The following is an 18,382-nucleotide window of genomic DNA, read 5'->3' on the forward strand; positions in this document are numbered from 1 at the left end:
CGTGTTCAGCGTGACCGTCCGTGACCACATCATGATCGCCCACAGCTTCCGGGGCGACGTCTTCGGCCCGGCGCAGCGGTTGCACGGCGCGACGTTCGTCGTCGACGCCACCTTCCGCCGGCCCGACGTCGACGACGACGGCATCGTGGTCGACATCGGGCTGGCCACCGAGCAGCTCAGGGCGGTGCTCGGCGAGCTGAACTACCGCAACCTCGACGATGAACCCGCCTTCGCCGGCACGAACACCACCACCGAGGTGCTGGCCCGGACCATCGCCGACCGGCTCGCCGACCGGGTGCACGCCGGCGACCTGGGTGCCGGTGCCCGGGGACTTACCGGAATCACCGTGACCCTGCACGAGTCGCACGTCGCCTGGGCCAGCTACGAACGGTCGCTCGGCACCGGTGGGGACGCCGCCTGACGTGCCGGTCCTGCACGTAATCCTGCCGGGTGACATCGACGACCCGGCGTCGCCCAGCGGCGGCAACGGATACGACCGGCGGATCTGCGCCGGGCTCGCCGCCACCGGCTGGTCGGTGCGGGAGCATCCGGTACCCGGCGCCTGGCCGGAGGCGTCGCCGGCGGAGCACGCCGCGCTGGGCGGAGTGCTCGCCGGCCTGCCCGACGACGCGCTGGTGCTTGTCGACGGGCTGGTCGCCTCGGTGGTGCCGGACGTCCTCGCGGCGCACGCCCGGCGGCTGCGCCTGGTCGCCCTGGTGCACCTGCCCCGCGAGGACGACACCGAGGCCCGGGCGCTGGCCGCCGCCACCACCATTGTCGCCACCAGCGCCTGGACCCGCGACCGGCTGCTGCGGCGGTACGCGCTGCCCGCCGACCGGGTGCACGTGGCGGCACCCGGGGTGGATCCGGCGCCGCTCGCGGTCGGCTCGGCGGCCGGTACGGCGCTGCTCTGCGTCGCCGCGGTCGCCGCGCACAAGGGGCAGAACGTGCTGGTCGAGGCGCTGGCCGGAATCAGCGACCGGAGCTGGACGCTTAGCTGTGTCGGCCCGCTGCACCGGGATCCGGCGTTCGTGCAGCGGCTGCGCGAGCGGCTCACCGTCCACCGGCTCGACGAGCGGGTCCGGCTCACCGGTCCGCTGACCGGTGAGCGGCTCGCCGCCGCGTACGCCGCCACCGACCTGCTGGTGCACCCGTCCCGGGGGGAGACGTACGGAATGGTGGTCACCGAGGCGCTGGCGCGCGGCATTCCGGTGCTCGCCACCGCCGTGGGCGGGCTGCCCGACGCCCTGGGGTCCACCGCGGCCGGCGACCGGCCCGGTCTGCTGGTGCCGCCCGAGGACCCGGCGGCCCTGGCCACGGCGCTGCGGCAGTGGCTGGACGACGCGGCGTTGCGGGCGCGCCTGCGGGCCGCAGCCGCGCAACGGCGGGCGGCCCTGGACGACTGGACCAGCACCACCACCCGGATCGGCACGGCGCTCAAGGAGGCGATGACATGGTGAGCGAGACAGGGGTGAGCATCGATCTGCCACCGGATTTCGCGCAGTGGCTCGCGCTGCGGGAACCGGCCGACGTGGCGGCCCGGTCGACCGAGCTGGTCGAGACGGTCCGCGCGACGCTTACCGGGGACGGCCCCTTCGTCGTGCACGACCTCGGTGCCGGCACCGGCTCGCTGGGACGCTGGCTGGCGCCGTTGCTGCCCGGCCCGCAGCACTGGACTCTCTACGACCAGGACGCGGACCTGCTCGCCCGGGCCGGTGCCGCGCGACCCGCCAGCGCCGCCGACGGTACGCCGGTGACGGTGCGGACCCGTCAGGTCGACCTGACCCGGCTGACCGCCGCCGACCTCGACGGCGCCCACCTGGTCACCGCCTCGGCCCTGCTCGACATGCTGACCGCCGAGGAACTGGAGCATCTGGTCGCTGTCTGCGCCGAGGCCGGTTGCCCGGCGCTGTTCCTGATCTCGGTGACCGGCACGGTGCGGCTGACCCCGGCCGACCCGCTGGACGACGAGGTCGCCGCGGCGTTCAACGCCCACCAGCGCCGTACCCGCGACGGGCGGCGGCTGCTCGGCCCGGACGCCCCGGCGGCCTGCGCCGCCGCGTTCGCCAGGCACGGCGGGACCGTGCGGACGCGGCCCAGCCCGTGGCGGCTCGGGCCGGAGCAGGCCGCCCTGGCGGTGCAGTGGTTCACCGGCTGGCTCGACGCGGCCCGCGAGCATTGCCCCGAACTGACCGACCGCACCCGCGAGTACGCACGACGTCGGCTGGCGGAGGCTGAAAGTGGTCAACTCGGGGTACTGGTGGACCACGCTGACCTGCTGGCCGTGCCCCGTTGAACCGGCAGTCCGCGGGTTACGTGCGTAGAGTCAAGGAAGATCGTCAGGCCGGGGAGGCACGCATGGGGGGTGACGCTTGTGGCACTGCGCCCGCGACCGCCCCGGCGGGCCGATCGATCTGGGGCTGGGCCCGGCTGGCCCTGGGGCTCGCCGTGCTGGCGGGCCTGGTCTACTGGCTGGGCACCGGTCCGTTCCTGGCCGGGTTGCGGCTGATCGACGCGCCCGCGCTGGTCGCGGCCCTGGCGATCGGTGTGCTCACCACGGTTTGCGCCGCCTGGCGGTGGAGCCTGGTCGCGGGCGGCCTCGGGGTGCGGCTGCCGCTGCCGCAGGCGGTCGCCCACTGCTACCGGGCGGTGTTCCTCAACGCCACCCTGCCCGGCGGGATCCTCGGCGACGTGCACCGGGCGGTGCGCCACGGCCGCGAGGCCGGCGACGTCGGTCGCGGCATCCGGGCCGTGGTGTGGGAACGCGTGGCCGGGCAGGTCGTGCTGGTCGCCGTCGCGGTCGTGCTGCTGTTCGCCTTCCCGTCACCGGTGCGCCCGTACCTGCCGGTGGCGACCGCGGTGGCGGTGGCGGTGCTGGCCGGGGTGCTGCTGGCCGCCTGGCTGCTGCCGGAATCCGGCGCGTCGCGGTGGACCCGCGCGCTCGGCACCGCCGTCTCGGACGTGCGCGCCGGGCTGTTGGCCCGGCGTACCTGGGCGGGAGTGCTCCTCGCCTCCGCGTTGGCGGTCGCCGGGCACCTCGCCACGTTCCTCGTGGCGGCCCGCACGGCCGGCTCCACCGCACCGCTGACCCTGCTACTGCCGCTGACCCTGCTGGCCCTGCTCGCGATGGGGGTGCCGGCCAACGTCGCCGGGTTCGGCCCCCGCGAGGGGGTGGCCGCGTGGGCGTTCGCCGCCGCCGGCCTGACCGCCGCCGAGGGAGTGGCGACCGCGACGGTGTACGGCGCTCTGGTGCTCGTCGCGAGCCTGCCCGGAGCCGCCGTGCTGCTGGCCCGACGTGTCCGTGTACCCGCCACCGTCTAACGAGGAGACCCATGTCCGAATCACTGCCTGTCGCCACCATCCGGACGCAGGTCACTGTGCCGCTGCGGTTTCCCGACGGCTACGCCACCACGGCCCGGCTGTTCACCTTCGACGGGCTGGTCGACGGCCGGGAGCATCTCGCGTTCGCCCTCGGCGAACCAAACAACGGCGACGTGCCGCTGGTCCGCCCGCACAGCGAATGCCTCACCGGTGACGTGTTCGGCAGTCAGCGCTGCGACTGCGGCCCGCAGTTGCGCGAGGCCGTGCAGCGGATCGCCGAGGTCGGCGGCTACCTGCTCTACCTGCGGCAGGAGGGCCGCGGCATCGGCCTGTACGCCAAGCTCGACGCGTACGCGTTGCAGGACGCCGGGTTGGACACGTTCGAGGCCAACGTCGCCCTCGGCCACGACGAGGACGAGCGGGACTACACCGTCGCCGCGCAGATGCTCGCCGCGCTCGGTGTCGGGCCGATCGCCGTGCTCAGCAACAACCCGGAGAAGACCGAGCAGCTGAGCCGGCTCGGGGTGACCGTGACCGAGCAGGTGCCGACCGGGGTGTTCCTCTCGCCGGCCAACGCCGACTATCTCGCGGCGAAGGCCAGCCGCGCCGCCCGTACCGTCGACCTTCCGTTCGTCCGGTGACCGGCCCGCCGGCCGCACGACGGCCGTACGTGCTGCTCAGCTGCGCGACCTCGATCGACGGCTACATCGACGACGCGACCGAGGAGCGGCTGCTGCTCTCCAACGACGCGGACCTGGACCGGGTCGACGCGGTCCGGGCCGGCTGCGACGCGATCCTGGTGGGTGCCGGCACGGTCCGCCGCGACGACCCCCGGCTGCTGGTGCGCAGCGACCACCGCCGGGCCGACCGGGTGGCCCGGGGCCTGCCCGCCTCACCCACCCGGGTCACCGTCACCGGCTGCGGCGACCTGGACCCGCAGGCCCGGTTCTTCACCGTCGGCGACACCGACCGGATCGTCTACTGCGCGAGCGGGTCGGTGGAGAAGGCCCGGCACCGGCTGGGCGGACAGGCCACCGTGGTCGACGCCGGTGAGCCGGTCGACCTGGCGCGGGCCCTGGCCGACCTCGCCGACCGGGGAGTGGGCCGGCTGCTTGTGGAGGGCGGTGCGCGGATGCACAGCCAGTTCCTCGGTGCCGGGCTCGCCGACGAGCTGCACCTGGTGGTGGCACCCTTCTTCGTGGGGGACCGGCGGGCGCCGCGCTTCGTCGGGGAGGGCAGCTTCCCGTGGCATCCGGGCCGCCGGGCCCGGGTGCTGGAGGCCCGTCAGATCGGCGACGTGGTGCTGACCCGCTACGCCCTGTCGGATCGCTGTGACCCAGCCTGAACGCCCAGTGTGGCGTGCGGCAACACGGTCGCGGGTGGGGTTACGCCAGGCGCCTCGGGTGGTGTAGAGGAACAGCCGGTCGTCGGCGGCGAGCGCCGCCACCTCCGCACGCGGCGTTGCCGGGAACGCCATGCGCTGCTCGTGCAGCATCCAGGAGATGGCGTCACGGTCGCCAAGGGGATAGATGCCGACCCGAATCTTGGCGCGCAGATCATCCCTGATTTGGCGCCAGAGCGGCGGGCGTACGGCATGAGATCAGGGAACTGACCTGAACGCGGGCTACTGCTCGGTGTCTTGCAGGTCGCGCCGGTGGGTTTTGATCCACCGTTCCACGTCCTCCGCCCGCCAGATGCGGCCGACCGAGAGGACCGCCACGGGGTCGGGGAACGTCTTGGAGTTGGTGATCTGGTAGGCGCGCGTGCGGGACACGCCGAGCATGTCCTGAATCTCCTGGCTCGCCACCAGCCGCAACTCTCCCACGCACTCACGGTAAGAGCAGGCGAACTGAACACACGTTCTCTGCCCAGATGCACTCTTCGAGTGTGCAGTAAGCGTACAGACTGTGCATCTGTTCACTTCGGGGCGATGGTCGAGGCGGTCAGCAGGGGAGGGGTTATGGGTCGGCGGTGGAAGTGGTTCTTGTGGCCGGGGTGAATGAGGGCCGACCTGATGGGGGATGGGTCGGGGTGTTGGCGGCGGGCGGGTGTGCTGGAGGGCGTACCCGATGGGTCTGGGGTCTTGCCGGGCGACGGCGTGGTGGGGGAGGCGCGGGTCGTGCGGCGGGTGGGGGTGGCGCGGAATCGCGGGCGGGGCGTTACGGGCCGTTGCCGTCCGGGTGGTGTCGGGGGAGTGTGCCGGGTGCGGGGCGGCGCGGTGATGGTTGAGGACACCGGGTCGTCGGTGCCGCGTCGGCACCTTGGGCGGGTGCTGCGGCAGCTACGCACCGAGGCGGGGATGACGGTGGACGGTGGGGCGGAGGCGTTGCAGTTCAGTCGGCAGCGGTTGTGGCGGATCGAGGCGGGCCGGTCCGCGGTGAGCCGCCGCGACGTGCGAGACATGTGTCAGCGGTACGCTGAGCGGCCCGAGTTGGCCGCCGCGCTTGTCGCCCTGGCTGGGGAGACGCGGGCGAAGGGTTGGTGGCATGCGTACGGTGATCCGCTGCCGCGTTGGTGCGAGCCGTACGTCAGCCTGGCCGCCGAGGCTCGCCAACTCCGTGAGTACGCCGACGGGATGATCCCCACGCTGCTGCAAACCCGGGGGTACGCGACTGCCGTCTGCCGGCGACGGCCGGACCTGACCGAGGCGGAACGGGAACGGCTGATCGAGGTACGGCTGCGCCGGCAGGACCGTCCAACTCCACCACGCCGCCCTCTGACTCACCCCTGCCTCTCCACCGTGGATGGTTAGTGCTGATGGGTCGCCAGGCGTTTGAACCCTGAACCTACGGGTTGAGTGGTCCGCCGGCTGTCCGGCGAGCGGGACGGTCGAGGAACATCAGCCGGGCCCGCTTGTCCGGCAGGTCGATCAGCGGGCCGTCGACGAAACCGGCCCGCCGTAGCCGGACGATCGCCTTGTCGTTGCGCGCGTCCGGCTCCATCACCAGCCGCAGCCGGGCAGGGTCGGTGAAGACGAACGCGATGAACTCGCCGAGCAGGGTGCCGGTGAAGCCGGGCTCGGGCCGTACCGGCGGGCCGATCAGCAGGTGACCGCCGTGGTCGCCGGGGCGGACCGGGTAGCACTGCCCGACCGGGTCGTGCTCCGGCTGGTAGGTCTGGAACAGCGCCACCGGCGCGCCGTCGCGCAGCGTCAGGTACGCGTGGTGGGTGGGCAGCGAGTCGACGTACCGGTAGATCTCGGCGACCCGGTCCCGGTCGGCGTCGCGCATCCCCCAGAACCGGGCCCGCTCCTGGCTGACCCAGGAGTGGATCACGTCGGCGTCGGCGTCCGGGTCGACCGGCCGGAAGGTGACCAGCCCGAAGCCGGGTACCTGTCGCTGGTGGTGGTGCCGCTCAGTCATCGTGCTCCTCGGTCAGCCGGTTCCAGTCGTCGGTCACCTCGATCAGTTCGCCGCGCACCCAGAGCGCCAGCTGGTCGTCGCGGTGCGCGCCGGTGCCGGTGGCGCCGAGCGGCACCACCCACCGGCTGCGCTCCCGCCGGCCGAGATCCCACACGTAGCGGGCGGCCGGACCGCGCAGGCACAGGTCGGTGACCCCGGGAACGCTCGCGGTGGCGAGCACGCAGTCGTGGTCACCGGCGAGTTCCGGCCCGGTTGGCGCGGCCGGGTCGGGCAGCGCCCGCCACGGCGTGAGCCGGTGCCGCTCGCCCCAGCGCCGGGTGTCGCCGCGCTCGGCGACCTCCTCGACCGCCGCCCGCAGCAGCGCGTCCCGGTCCAGGTCGGGCAGGTCGGCGTCGAGCAGCGCGACCAGTGCGTACCCGACCCGGGGTGGCAGGGCCAGCCAGGGCGCGAACACCTCCGGGTAGCCGGCGTCGCCGGCCAGTACGGCAAGCGTCGGGTGGGCGGTGAGCCGCCGGACGATCGCCGTGCGCAGGTCGGCGAAGCGTGCCGCGTCGACGCTGTCGGCGGCCATCCGGCGGTCCCAGCGCAGCAGGCGGTCGCGCAGCTCGGCGGCCCCGGCGGAGAGCCCGGCCACCCCGGCGAGCAGGTCCAGCAGCGGTCCGGCCGAGCCCAGCCGGGTGTCGGTGTGCACGCTGGCCTGCTGTTCGGGCCGCCAGTCGGTGCCGGCGGTGAGCAGTTCGCGGATCCGGTCGGCGCGGTACGGCGGGGCGAACTCCACCCCGAGCGCGGCGGCGATGCCCCGTTCGTTGGCCATCACCGCGACCTGGTCGACAGGTGCCTTCGGCATCGGGTGCCAGCCGCGCCACGCGTACCGCCGGTCCCAGGCGGGCACCACCCGCAGCCCGTTGTCCCGGTGGCGCTGCGGCACCCGGCCGGCGACCCGGTGCAGCAGCCCACCGGCGGTGTCGGCGGCGAGCACCACGTTCACCGGTTCGACCCAGCCCGCCAGGGCCACGTCGACGTCGGCGACGGTACGGGCCCGCAGCAGGGCGGGCAGCACGGCGAAGCCGAGGTCGCCGGTAACCCGGGGCGGGTGTCGCAGGCTGACCGTGAACTCGGGATGCTCGTCCGGCCCGCCGGAGATCACCGGTCCCCGCTCGGTCTCGATCACCTCGACCTCGACCGGATCCGCGCCGGCCACCTCGACCGTCTCGACGTGCCGGTGCGCGGGCCGCCACCCGTCCGGCCCGTACGCCTCGACCCGGCCGTCCCGGCGGCGCAGTCGCTCGGCGTACCCGTCCTGGTAGTCGGCCATCGCGTTGGTGATTGCCCAGGCGACCTCGCCGGCGTGCCCGAAGTGCGGGATGCCCGGCACCCCGGGCACGGCGAACCCGAGTACGTCGTACTCCGGGCAGGCCAGCCGGATCTGCTGGTAGATGCCGGGCGCCTCGATGATCCGGTGCGGGTCGCCGGCGATCAGCGCCGCGCCGTCGGCGGTCCGCTCGGCGGCGAGTAGCCAGCCGTTGCTGCCCGAGCTGTGCTGACCCTCGGCGGCGAAGAGCCGGACGGCTTCCGGACCGAGCCGCCGCGTCACGTGGGTACGCCAGAGCTTGGTGCCGAAACCGGCGAAGAGCACGTGGTGGGCGAGCCAGATCGCCAGCGGCGTCCACGGCTGCCAGCGCCCGGCGGCCAGGCCGGTGGCGGCGAACTCCGGTGCCCGCGCCACACCGGTGGCCAACCCGGCGTTTACCCCGTCGACGTAGCGGCCCACCCAGCGGGCGGTGGCCGGATCGAGGGCGGCGTGGCAGCGTCGGGCGGTGTCGTCCAGCCGGACCCGGCGGGCGAAGCTGTCCCAGGCGACCGCGTCGGGGCCGAGGAAGGCCGCGCTGGTGCCCTGCGAGCGGTGCCGTTCCACCTCGATCTGCCAGGCCCGGTCCACCGCGGTGACCTGCCCCTGGGCGAAGGCCAACGTGTCGTGGTCGGCGGCGCGCAGGTGCGGGATGCCGTACCGGTCGCGGTATCTCCGGGCGCTCACGGGGCCACCGTGGTGGTGCGGGCGCGGGCGGCGGGGACCACCAGCGGGGTGCCGGTCTCCGGGTCGTCGATGACCCGGCAGGGCAGGCCGAAGACCTCCTCGACCAGTTCGGCGGTGACGATCTCGCGGGGTTCGCCGGCCGCCACCACCCGGCCGGCGCGCATGGCGATCAGGTGGGTGGCGTAGCGGGCGGCGTGGTTGAGGTCGTGCAGCACCGCGACCAGGGTGCGGCCCTGCTCCTCGTGCAGCCGGGCGCAGAGGTCGAGCAGGTCGATCTGGTGGGCGATGTCCAGGTAGGTGGTCGGCTCGTCAAGCAGCAGCAGCGGGGTCTGCTGGGCCAGCGCCATGGCCAGCCAGACCCGTTGCCGTTGGCCGCCGGAGAGTTCGTCGACCAGCCGGTCGGCGAGATCGGCGACGCCGGTGGCGGCCAACGACTCGGCCACGATCCGCTCGTCGTCGCGGGACCACTGGCGCAGCAGCCCCTGGTGCGGGTAGCGACCCCGGGCCACCAGCTCGGCCACGCCGATGCCGTCCGGCGCGGTGGGCGACTGCGGCAGCAGGCCGAGCGTACGGGCCACCGCCCGGGCCGGCCGACGCGCGATGTCCTCGCCGTCGAGCAGCACCACACCGGCGGCCGGCTTCAGCAGCCGGGACAGGGCGCGCAGCAGGGTCGACTTGCCGCACGCGTTCGGTCCGATGATCACCGTGAAGGAGGCGTCCGGCACGGCGACGGTCAGGTCCTCGGCGACGACGCGCCGGTCGTAGGCGAGCCGTAGCCCGCTCCCAGCCAGCCGGGAGGTCGGCATGCAGGTTGCTCCGTTCTCGTCGTCGGTGCCCCGGGCCGGACCGCCGGCCCGCTCGGTGTTTTCAGCCGGCGCGCCCGCCCGATCGGTGTTCCCAGCCGGGCCGCCGGCCCGATCGGTGTTGCCAGTCGGCGCGCCCGCCTGGTCCGTGTTCACAGCCGGCCCGCCCGGCGTTCGGTGGCCAGCAGCCAGACCAGGTAGCCGCCGCCGAGCACGCCGGTGACCACGCCGACCGGCAGTTGGCCGGGGAAGGCCCGCAGCGCCACCTGGTCGGCGACGACGATGATCAGCGCGCCGATGATCGCGGCCGGCAGCAGCGGGGTGCCGGGTGCCCGGGTCAGCCGGCGGGCCAGGTGCGGGGCGGTCAACGCGACGAACGACACCGGGCCGGCGGCGGCCGCCGCGAGGGAGACCAGCAGCACCGCCGCGGCGAGCAGCAGCATCCGCAACCGTGGCACGGGTACGCCCAGCCCGCTTGCCGCGTCGTCGCCCAACTCGGTCATCCGCAGCGCCGGAGCGCAGGCAAGCAGCACCGGCACCGCCACCGCGAGCAGGGCCAGCAGCGGCCCGGCGTTGGCCCAGCCCCGGCCGTCGAGGCTGCCGGTGAGCCAGAGCACGGCCCGGGCGGCCTCCATCAGCGGCGCGCGGGTAAGCAGGTAGCCGTTGACGCCGGTGAGGATGGCCCACATGCCGATGCCGACCAGCACCAGCCGGTAGCCGTACACGCCGCGCCGCCAGGCGATCAGGTAGATCAGCAGGCCGGTGCCGATGCCGCCGAGCGCTGCGGCCCCGGCCAGCGCGGCACTGCTGCCGCCGACGACCACCACCACGAGCGCGCCGGTCGCCGCGCCCTGGGTGAAGCCGAGCACGTCCGGACTGCCCAGCGGGTTGCGGACCAGGGCCTGGAACACCGCGCCGGCCAGGCCGAGCGCGGCACCGACGGCCAGCCCGGTGACCAGCCGTGGCAGGCGCAGCTCGGTGACGATGAACTCCTCGGCGGGGCTGCCGCCACCGGTCAGCGTACGCAGCACGTCGGCCGGTGACATCGGATAGTCGCCGTGACCGACGGCCAGCACTCCCACGGCGAGCGTGAGCAGCGCGCAGATCGCCCCGACGGCGAGAGAGCGCCGGTGCAGCCGGAGCGAGAGACCGCCCGGGGTACGGATCACGATCATGGGCGTGCCGTCCGGGTGCGGGTCACCAGCCAGAGGAAGAGCGGACCGCCGAGCACGGCGGTGACCAGCCCCACCTGCAACTCGCCCGGCCGGCCCAGCACCCGGCCGAGCACGTCGGAGCCGAGCAGCAGCACCGGGGCGAGCAGCGCGCAGTACGGCAGCAGCCAGCGCAGATCAGGCCCGGTGAGGGTACGCACCAGGTGCGGCACCAGCAGACCGACGAAGACGATCGGCCCGCAGGCGGCGGTGGCGGCCCCGCAGAGCAGGGTGATGGCGACGATCACCGCCGCCCGGATCAGCGCCGGGCGGGCACCCAGCGCCTGCGCGGTGTCGTCGCCGAGGGCCAGCGCGTTGAGCGGCCGGGCGGCGGCCAGGGCGGCCAGCAGTCCGATCGCGATGAACGGCAGCACCCGCCGCACGGTGGACTCGTCGGCGCTGGCCAGCGAACCTACAGTCCAGAACCGCAGCCGCTCCAGACCGGCGGAGTCGAGCAGCATCACCGCGCTGACGTAGGAGTAGAGCGCGGCGTTGAGCGCCGCGCCGGCCAACGCCAACCGGGCCGGGGTGGCGGTGCGGCCACCACCTACCGCGTACACGCCGACGGTCACCAGCGCGGCACCGGCAAGCGCGAACCAGACCTGGCCGGCACCGCCGCCGACGCCGAGCAGCAGCGCGGCGGTGGCGATCGCGGCGGCGGCGCCCGCGTTGATGCCGAGCAGGCCCGGATCGGCCAGCGGGTTGCGGGTCAACGCCTGCATCGCCGCGCCGGCCACCCCGAGAGCGGTGCCGGCGAGCAGGCCGAGCAGCGTGCGGGGCAGCCGCATCTCGTGCACCACGGCGTACTCGGCGGCGTCGCGGTCGGTGAGTGCCGGCCACACCTCGGCCAGCGGGATCGGCTTGGCGCCGACGGCGACGCTGAGCACCACGACGGCGGCCAGGAGCAGCGCGGCCGCGACGAGGCCGGCGGCCCGCGACGCGGCGCGACGGGGTCGGCGGGGTGGGTCGGCGGACCGGGTCGGCGTTTCGGGGGGTGGCGACTCGATGACGGACAGTGTGAACTCCAGTGTGGTGCGAAACGCCGAGCGGGACTTGACAGGAGGTTAGGTTAGGTTAGCCTAACCGCGGCTGTCCATGGCCATCCGCAACCCTGATCGAAAGACGACGCCATGCCTGATCCGCTCTCCGCACGCCGCCTCTCCCGACGGGGGCTGCTGGCCGCCGGTGGCACCGCCGCCCTCGCCGCCGTGCTCGCCGGCTGCGGCCGGGAAGACGCCGCAAATCCCAGCAATGACAACGCTTCCGGGCCATGGTCGTTCACCGACGACCGCCCCGAGAAGGTCACCGCCGACATCCGGCCGGCCCGGGTGGTGGCCTTCACCGGCGCGGCAGCCGCGCTGATCGATTTCGGACTCGGTCGCGAGGTGGTAGGCGTCTTCGGGGAGACCAGAAAGACGGACGGCAGCGTCGAGCCGCAGGCCGGTGACCTGGACGTGGAGAGCGTCGAGATCCTCGGCAACGTCTGGGGTGAGTTCAGCGTCGAGAAGTACGCCGCGCTGCGCCCGGAACTGCTTGTCACCCACATGTACGACCCGGGCGCCTACTGGTACGTGCCGGACGAGAGCAAGGACAAGATCCTGCCGCTCGCGCCGGTGGTCACCATCACCACCGCCCGGGTGCCGCTGACCCGGCCCATCGAGCGCTACGCCCAGCTCGCCGAGTCCCTCGGCGCCGACCTGTCGGCGGCCAAGGTCACCGAGGCGAAGACCCGCTTCGAGGCCGCCGCCGAGGCGGTCCGCCAGGCCGTCGCGGCCAACCCGGGCATCAAGGTGATGGCCGCCTCCGGCAGCCCCGACCTGTTCTACGTCTCCAACCCCAAGGTCAGCACCGACCTGATGTACTTCGCCGAACTCGGCGTCGACATCGTGGTGCCCACCAAGCTCGAAGCCGGCGACTACTTCGAGGCCCTCAGCTGGGAGAACGCCGGCCGGTTCCCGGCCGACCTGATCCTGCTCGACAACCGCAGCACCGCCCTGCAACCGACCGACCTGGCCGCCAAGCCCACCTGGAAGCAGCTGCCCGCCGTGCAGGCCGGCCAGGTGACGCCGTGGGACGCCGTGCCCCGCTTCTCGTACGCCGGGGCCGCCCCGTTGCTGGAGAACCTGGCCAAGGCCATCCAGGGCGCGAAGAAGCTGACCTGATTCCTCGGGCGGCCCGGGTCGACCCCCGCCTGCCGCCCGCCCCACCACCCACGCACCGACCGCAGCACCCGCCGCGTGCCGGCGGTTCCGGCTGCCCGAAAAACCCCGATCCGCCGACCGTGGAGGACACGTCCATGACCCTGCCGGTACACACCACTTCGCCGACCAGGCCGACAACCGCCCGGGCCCAGCTGTTCAACGACGGCACCGTCGAGGACTACCGCCGGGCCGTCGCGGCCGGCGTCGACCGGGTGGCCCGGCGGGTGACCGAGGTGACCGGCCCCTTCACCGGCGTACGCCCGGACCAACTGGCCCCGCTGGTGGACGCGATCGACCTGGACCGGCCGCTGCACGACACCACCGCGGTCCTCGACGAACTGGATGAGGTGTACCTGCGCGACGCGGTCTACTTCCACCACCCGCGCTACCTGGCCCACCTCAACTGCCCGGTGGTCATCCCGGCGCTGCTCGGCGAGGCGGTGCTCAGCGCGGTCAACTCCTCGCTGGACACCTGGGATCAGAGTGCCGGCGGCACGCTGATCGAGCGGCGGCTGATCGACTGGACGGCACACCGGATCGGCCTCGGGCCGGCCGCGGACGGCGTCTTCACAAGCGGCGGCACCCAGTCCAACCTGCACGCCCTGCTGCTGGCCCGGGAGGAGGCGCTGGCCGGGGCGACCCCGGCCGACCGGCGGATCCTGCTGCCCCGGCTGCGGATCGTCACCTCGGCGGCCGGTCACTTCAGCGTGCAGAAGGCGGCCAAGCTGCTCGGCCTGGCCCCGGACGCGGTCGTGGTGGTGCAGACCGGCCCGGACCGGCGGATGCGCCCCGGTGCCGTCCGGCACGAGATCAGCCGCTGTCGCCGCGACGGGCTGCCGGTGCTGGCGGTGGTGGCCACCGCCGGCACCACCGACTTCGGCACCATCGACCCGCTCGACGAGATCGCCGAGGTCTGCGCCACCGCCGGCGTGTGGCTGCACGTGGACGCCGCGTACGGCTGCGGGTTGCTGGTCTCGCCGACCCGCCGGCACCTGCTCGACGGCATCGAGCGGGCCGACTCGGTGACCGTCGACTACCACAAGTCCTTCTTCCAGCCGGTCAGCTCCAGCGCGGTGCTGGTCCGCGACCGGCGTACGCTGCGGCACGCCACCTGGCACGCCGACTACCTGAACCCGGCCCGGATGGTCACCGAGCGCATCCCCAACCAGGTCGACAAGAGCCTCCAGACCACCCGCCGCTTCGACGCCCTCAAGCTCTGGCTGACCCTGCGGGTGATGGGGCCGGACGCGGTCGGCGAACTCTTCGACGAGGTATGCGACCGGGCCGCGCAGGCGTGGGACCTGGTCGCCGCCGACCCCCGCTTCGAGGTGCTCACCCGCTCGCCGCTGAGCACCGTGGTGTTCCGTTGGCGACCCGCCGGGCCCGGCCCGGAGCTGGCCGACGCGGCGAACCTGCACGCCCGGGCGGCACTTGCCGCCTCCGGTCTGGCCGTGGTCGCCGGAACCCGGGTCGACGGCCGGCAGTACCTCAAGTTCACAGTGCTCAACCCCGCCACCACCCGCGACGACATCGCCCACGTGCTCGACCTGATCGCCGAGCACGCCGGCCGGTACGCGCACACCCACGCCGCCGCACGTACCGCCGATCTGACCTGCCCGGTCGGCTGACCTGCCGCCGGTGGACCCGAGCCTGGAGGGCCGGATGGAAAGCCACGACTTCATCGGGATCGGCCTGGGCCCGTACAACCTCGGCCTGGCCTGCCTGACCGCCCCGCTCACCGAACTCGACGGGCTGTTCCTGGAGGCCCGCGACGACGTCTCCTGGCATCCCGGCATGCTGCTGGAGTCGTCCCGGTTGCAGACCCCGTTCCTGGCCGACCTGGTCACCCTGGCCGACCCCACCTCGCCGTACTCCTTCCTCGCCTACCTGAAGGAGATCGGCCGGCTCTACCCCTTCTACATCCGGGAGAGCTTCTTCCCGCTGCGGGCCGAGTACGACGCGTACTGCCGTTGGGCCGCCGCGAAGCTGCCCAACCTGCGGTTCGGCCACCGGGTGACCGCCGTCGAGTACGACCCGGCCGAGGACCGGTACGCGGTCACCGCCAGCGTCGACGGCGGCACCGTCACCCACCGGGCCCGGCACCTGGTGCTCGGCACCGGCACCCCGGCGCACCTGCCCGCCGCCTGCGCCGGCCTGAGCTCCGACGCCGTGCACAACTCGCGTTACCTGGAGCACCGCGACGCGTTGAAGGCCAAGCGGAGCATCACGATCGTCGGCAGCGGGCAGAGCGCCGCCGAGATCTACCACGACCTGCTCACCGACATCGACACGCACGGCTACCGGCTGAACTGGGTGACCCGTTCGCCGCGCTTCTTCCCGCTGGAGTACACGAAGCTCACCCTGGAGATGACCTCACCGGACTACGTGGACTACTTCCACGCGCTGCCGGAGCCCACCCGCTACCGCCTCGAAGCCGAGCAGAAGGGGCTGTTCAAAGGGATCTCCGCCGACCTGGTCAACGAGATCTTCGACCTGCTCTACGCGCACAGCATCAACGGCCCGGTGGACACCCGGCTGCTTACCAACACCGAACTGACCGCCGTGGCGTACGACGAGCGCACCGGCGTGCACACCCTCGGGCTGCGCCACGTCGAGCAGGAACGGGACTTCACCCTGGCCAGCGAAGGGCTGGTGCTGGCCACCGGCTACCGCTACCGGGTGCCGGAGTTCCTGGACCCGATCCGGGACCGGCTGCGCTTCGACGGCCACGGCCGGCTCGACGTGGCCCGCAACTACAGCGTCGACGTCACCGGGCGCGGCGTCTTCCTCCAGAACGGCGGCACCCACACGCACAGCATCACCTCACCCGACCTCGGCATGGGCCCGTACCGCAACGCCTGGATCATCCGGGAGCTGCTGGGCCGGGAGGTCTACCCGATCGAGAAGTCGATCGCGTTCCAGGAGTTCGGAGTGCCCGCATGAGCCGGGTCGCGGCGGGCGACGGGCGCGCACCGGGGATCGTCTACACCCGGGCCGACCCACGACTCGGCGAGTTCGCCCTGCGTACGCTCGACGTGGCGGCCGACGCGCCGCTGCTGCACCGGTGGGTGACCCACCCGAGGTCGGCGTTCTGGTTGATGCAGGACGCCGACGTGGACCGGGTCGCGAAGGAGTACCGGCGCATCGCCGAGCACCCGCACCACGACGCCTACCTGGGGCTCTGGCGTGGCGAGCCGGCGTTCCTCGCCGAACGGTACGACCCGGCCCGGGTCGAGTTGGTCGGGCTCTACGACGCGCGCCCCGGCGACGTGGGCATGCATTTCCTCTGCGCGCCGCCGCAGACCCCGGTGCACGGCTTCACCCGCGCCGTGATCACCACCGTGCTGTCGTGGCTCTTCGCCGGTCCCGACACCGAGCGCGTCGTGGTCGAGCCGGACCTGCGCAACACCGCCGTGCAGGCGTTGAACGCGGCGGTCGGCTTCGAGGTGGTCGGCCCGATCGCCAAGCCGGAGAAGACCGCCCTGCTGAGCATCTGCACCCGCCGGCGGTTCCTGGCCGCCACCACCGAAGGAGCATCCGCGTGAGCATCCGCGATCTGGTCAGCCACCTGCGCCCGCAGACCTGGGAACGGGCCAACCGGCGGCTGGTACGCAAGGCGCTTGCCGAGTTCGCCCACGAACGGCTGCTCACCCCCGAACCGGACGCCCCGCCGGCCGACCCCGCCGACGCCGAGGGCCGGCGGTGGTACACCGTCACCGGCGACGGTGGGGCGGTGCGGTACCGGTTCACCGCCCGGGTGCTGACCCTCGAGCACTGGGACATCGACCCGGAGAGCATCACCCGCCACCGGGGCGACGAACCGCTGCCGGTGGACGCCGTCGACCTCTGCCTCGACCTGCGTGAGGCGCTCGGTCTCAGCGACCGGATCCTGCCGGTGTACCTCGAGGAGATCAGCTCCACCCTGGCCGGCATCGCGTACAAGCTGGACCGTCCGCTGCCCGGCGCGGCGAAGCTGGTCGATGCCGATTTCCAGGTCATCGAGACCTCGATGACCGAGGGGCATCCCTGTTTCGTGGCCAACAACGGCCGGCTCGGCTTCGGCGTCGACGAGTACCACAGGTACGCCCCGGAGGCCGCCCGGCCGGTGCGGCTGGTCTGGCTGGCCGCGCACCGCGACCACTCGACCTTCAGCTGCGCCGCCGACCTGGACTACGACCGGCTGGTCCACGCCGAGTTGGGCGAGGCCACCCGCACCGCCTTCGCCGACACGATGGCCGGGTACGGCCTGGACCTGGCCGACTACCACCTCATCCCGGTGCACCCCTGGCAGTGGCGGCACAAGCTGGCCGTAACCTTCGCCGGTGAGCTGGCCCGCCGCCGGCTGGTCTGCCTCGGCGAGGGGTCCGACGAGTACCTCGCCCAGCAGTCCATCCGCACCTTCTTCAACGTCAGCCAGCCGCAGCGGCACTACGTCAAGACGGCGCTGTCGGTGCTGAACATGGGCTTCATGCGTGGGCTCTCCGCGGCGTACATGGCGGCCACCCCGGCCATCAACGACTGGCTGGCCGACCTGATCGCCGCCGACGAGGTGTTCCGGCACACCGGCCTGACGATCATTCGGGAGCGGGCCGCCGTCGGCTACCGGCACCGGCAGTACGAGGCCGCCACCGACCGCTACTCGCCGTACCGGAAGATGCTTGCCGCGCTCTGGCGGGAGAGCCCGGTCCCCGGCCTGGCCCCCGGCGAGCGGCTGGCCACTATGGCGTCGCTGCTGCACGTGGACGCCGACGGCCGCTCCTTCGCCGCCGAACTGATCGCCGCCTCCGGGCTGGCACCGGCACAGTGGCTGCGCCGCTACCTGAACGCCTACCTCACCCCGCTGCTGCACGCCTTCTACGCCTACGACCTGGCGTTTATGCCGCACGGCGAGAACGTCATCCTGGTGCTGCGCGACCACGCCGTCGAACGGGTGATCTTCAAGGACATCGCCGAGGAGATCGTGGTGATGAGCGCCGAGGCGACCCTGCCGCCCGCGGTCGAGCGGATCCGGGCCGAGGTGCCGGAGGAGATGAAGCTGCTCTCCATCTTCACCGACGTCTTCGACTGCTTCTTCCGCTTACTCGGCGCCGTGCTGGCCGAGCAGGGCGTGGCCGACGAGGAGACCTTCTGGCGCGCGGTCGCCGAATGCGCCACCGAGTACGCCGCCCGGGTGCCCCACCTGGCCGACCGACTGGACCGCTACGACCTGTTCGCCCCCGAGTTCGCGCTCTCCTGCCTCAACCGGCTGCAACTGCGCGACAACCAGCAGATGGTCGACCTGGCCGACCCCTCCGCCGCGCTGCAACTCGTCGGCGCGCTTACCAACCCGATCGCCCGCTTCGCCCCGTCCTGACCCGGCCGGTGACCCCGCGCCCCGGGGCACCGTCTTGCCCCGGGGTCACCGTCCTGCCCGGCGTCCGTGGTCGCGCGCCCGGCCGGGCGGTACGGC

Annotated in this window: 17 protein-coding genes and 1 pseudogene; 12 read left to right on the forward strand and 6 right to left on the reverse strand. The window is 73.3% G+C overall.

Going from position 1 to position 18,382, the window contains the following annotated elements:
- The first annotated feature begins 1 nt into the window (after position 1).
- From AC507J_RS11245 to AC507J_RS11270, 6 genes are all read left to right on the forward strand, one after another.
- Complete coding sequence (locus tag AC507J_RS11245; RefSeq protein WP_496289049.1) at positions 2–421, forward strand: 6-pyruvoyl trahydropterin synthase family protein; 420 nt, start codon at positions 2–4, stop codon at positions 419–421.
- The gene (locus tag AC507J_RS11250; RefSeq protein WP_496289050.1) at positions 405–1,460 is read left to right on the forward strand and encodes a glycosyltransferase family 4 protein; all 1,056 of its coding nucleotides are present in this window, start codon (positions 405–407) and stop codon (positions 1,458–1,460) included. Before AC507J_RS11245 ends, AC507J_RS11250 begins: the two co-directional genes overlap by 17 nt.
- Entirely contained in the window at positions 1,454–2,296 is an 843-nt protein-coding gene (locus AC507J_RS11255; RefSeq protein ID WP_496289051.1) for a small ribosomal subunit Rsm22 family protein, read from the forward strand. The genes AC507J_RS11250 and AC507J_RS11255 overlap by 7 nt, the downstream gene beginning before the upstream one ends.
- A gap of 62 nt (positions 2,297–2,358) precedes the next feature.
- On the forward strand, positions 2,359–3,321 hold the full coding sequence (locus AC507J_RS11260; protein ID WP_496289052.1) for a lysylphosphatidylglycerol synthase domain-containing protein: 963 nt from the start codon (positions 2,359–2,361) through the stop codon (positions 3,319–3,321).
- 11 nt (positions 3,322–3,332) lie between these two features.
- On the forward strand, positions 3,333–3,962 hold the full coding sequence (locus tag AC507J_RS11265) for a GTP cyclohydrolase II (RefSeq protein ID WP_496289053.1): 630 nt from the start codon (positions 3,333–3,335) through the stop codon (positions 3,960–3,962).
- Positions 3,959–4,666, forward strand: coding sequence for a RibD family protein (locus AC507J_RS11270; protein WP_496289054.1), 708 nt, complete (start codon positions 3,959–3,961; stop codon positions 4,664–4,666). The genes AC507J_RS11265 and AC507J_RS11270 overlap by 4 nt, the downstream gene beginning before the upstream one ends.
- Positions 4,667–4,945: 279 nt before the next feature.
- Here AC507J_RS11270 and AC507J_RS11275 read toward each other — a convergent pair whose 3' ends face one another.
- A complete protein-coding gene (locus AC507J_RS11275; RefSeq protein WP_496289055.1) occupies positions 4,946–5,146 on the reverse strand; it encodes a helix-turn-helix transcriptional regulator in 201 nt (66 codons plus the stop codon).
- A gap of 396 nt (positions 5,147–5,542) precedes the next feature.
- Here AC507J_RS11275 and AC507J_RS11280 point away from each other — a divergent pair, with 396 nt between their 5' ends.
- Positions 5,543–6,073 (forward strand): helix-turn-helix domain-containing protein, encoded by a 531-nt coding sequence (locus AC507J_RS11280; protein ID WP_496289056.1) that lies wholly within the window; start codon positions 5,543–5,545, stop codon positions 6,071–6,073.
- Positions 6,074–6,107: 34 nt separating this feature from the next.
- On the opposite strand, the gene AC507J_RS11285 is transcribed toward AC507J_RS11280, so the two are convergent.
- The 5 genes and pseudogenes from AC507J_RS11285 to AC507J_RS11305 all read right to left on the reverse strand — a co-directional run bounded on the left by AC507J_RS11285 (position 6,108) and on the right by AC507J_RS11305 (position 11,792).
- Positions 6,108–6,683 carry a GNAT family N-acetyltransferase gene (locus AC507J_RS11285; RefSeq protein WP_496289057.1) on the reverse strand — a complete coding sequence of 192 codons (576 nt, stop codon included), beginning with the start codon at positions 6,681–6,683 and terminating at the stop codon, positions 6,108–6,110.
- The gene (locus AC507J_RS11290) at positions 6,676–8,718 is read right to left on the reverse strand and encodes a penicillin acylase family protein (protein WP_496289058.1); all 2,043 of its coding nucleotides are present in this window, start codon (positions 8,716–8,718) and stop codon (positions 6,676–6,678) included. Before AC507J_RS11290 ends, AC507J_RS11285 begins: the two co-directional genes overlap by 8 nt.
- Positions 8,715–9,524: an ABC transporter ATP-binding protein gene (locus AC507J_RS11295; protein ID WP_496289059.1), complete on the reverse strand. Its 810-nt coding sequence runs from the start codon at positions 9,522–9,524 to the stop codon at positions 8,715–8,717. Before AC507J_RS11295 ends, AC507J_RS11290 begins: the two co-directional genes overlap by 4 nt.
- A gap of 149 nt (positions 9,525–9,673) precedes the next feature.
- A complete protein-coding gene (locus tag AC507J_RS11300; protein ID WP_496289060.1) occupies positions 9,674–10,696 on the reverse strand; it encodes a FecCD family ABC transporter permease in 1,023 nt (340 codons plus the stop codon).
- Positions 10,693–11,792 (reverse strand): annotated as a pseudogene (locus AC507J_RS11305) (FecCD family ABC transporter permease). Before AC507J_RS11305 ends, AC507J_RS11300 begins: the two are co-directional and overlap by 4 nt.
- Positions 11,793–11,862: 70 nt before the next feature.
- On the opposite strand from AC507J_RS11305, the gene AC507J_RS11310 reads away from it, so the two are divergent.
- The 5 genes from AC507J_RS11310 to AC507J_RS11330 all read left to right on the forward strand — a co-directional run bounded on the left by AC507J_RS11310 (position 11,863) and on the right by AC507J_RS11330 (position 18,286).
- Positions 11,863–12,894, forward strand: coding sequence for an ABC transporter substrate-binding protein (locus AC507J_RS11310; RefSeq protein WP_496289061.1), 1,032 nt, complete (start codon positions 11,863–11,865; stop codon positions 12,892–12,894).
- 134 nt (positions 12,895–13,028) lie between these two features.
- Positions 13,029–14,561, forward strand: coding sequence for a pyridoxal phosphate-dependent decarboxylase family protein (locus tag AC507J_RS11315; RefSeq protein ID WP_496289062.1), 1,533 nt, complete (start codon positions 13,029–13,031; stop codon positions 14,559–14,561).
- A 34-nt stretch (positions 14,562–14,595) separates the two neighbouring features.
- A complete protein-coding gene (locus AC507J_RS11320) occupies positions 14,596–15,876 on the forward strand; it encodes a lysine N(6)-hydroxylase/L-ornithine N(5)-oxygenase family protein (RefSeq protein ID WP_496289063.1) in 1,281 nt (426 codons plus the stop codon).
- Entirely contained in the window at positions 15,873–16,478 is a 606-nt protein-coding gene (locus tag AC507J_RS11325; RefSeq protein WP_496289064.1) for a GNAT family N-acetyltransferase, read from the forward strand. Before AC507J_RS11320 ends, AC507J_RS11325 begins: the two co-directional genes overlap by 4 nt.
- Complete coding sequence (locus tag AC507J_RS11330; protein WP_496289065.1) at positions 16,475–18,286, forward strand: IucA/IucC family protein; 1,812 nt, start codon at positions 16,475–16,477, stop codon at positions 18,284–18,286. Before AC507J_RS11325 ends, AC507J_RS11330 begins: the two co-directional genes overlap by 4 nt.
- Positions 18,287–18,382 lie beyond the last annotated feature (96 nt).

The organism is Micromonospora sp. PRAS1, assembly GCF_059553435.1.

Excerpts from the sequence above, each read along its gene's own strand:
- AC507J_RS11285 (WP_496289057.1), bottom strand. The coding sequence starts at position 6,683 with ATGACTGAGCGGCACCACCACCAGCGACAGGTACCCGGCTTCGGGCTG.
- AC507J_RS11320 (WP_496289063.1), top strand. The coding sequence starts at position 14,596 with ATGGAAAGCCACGACTTCATCGGGATCGGCCTGGGCCCGTACAACCTC.
- AC507J_RS11265 (WP_496289053.1), top strand. The coding sequence starts at position 3,333 with ATGTCCGAATCACTGCCTGTCGCCACCATCCGGACGCAGGTCACTGTG.
- AC507J_RS11310 (WP_496289061.1), top strand. The coding sequence starts at position 11,863 with ATGCCTGATCCGCTCTCCGCACGCCGCCTCTCCCGACGGGGGCTGCTG.
- AC507J_RS11300 (WP_496289060.1), bottom strand. The coding sequence starts at position 10,696 with ATGATCGTGATCCGTACCCCGGGCGGTCTCTCGCTCCGGCTGCACCGG.
- AC507J_RS11260 (WP_496289052.1), top strand. The coding sequence starts at position 2,359 with ATGGGGGGTGACGCTTGTGGCACTGCGCCCGCGACCGCCCCGGCGGGC.
- AC507J_RS11255 (WP_496289051.1), top strand. The coding sequence starts at position 1,454 with ATGGTGAGCGAGACAGGGGTGAGCATCGATCTGCCACCGGATTTCGCG.
- AC507J_RS11280 (WP_496289056.1), top strand. The coding sequence starts at position 5,543 with ATGGTTGAGGACACCGGGTCGTCGGTGCCGCGTCGGCACCTTGGGCGG.
- AC507J_RS11325 (WP_496289064.1), top strand. The coding sequence starts at position 15,873 with ATGAGCCGGGTCGCGGCGGGCGACGGGCGCGCACCGGGGATCGTCTAC.
- AC507J_RS11315 (WP_496289062.1), top strand. The coding sequence starts at position 13,029 with ATGACCCTGCCGGTACACACCACTTCGCCGACCAGGCCGACAACCGCC.
- AC507J_RS11295 (WP_496289059.1), bottom strand. The coding sequence starts at position 9,524 with ATGCCGACCTCCCGGCTGGCTGGGAGCGGGCTACGGCTCGCCTACGAC.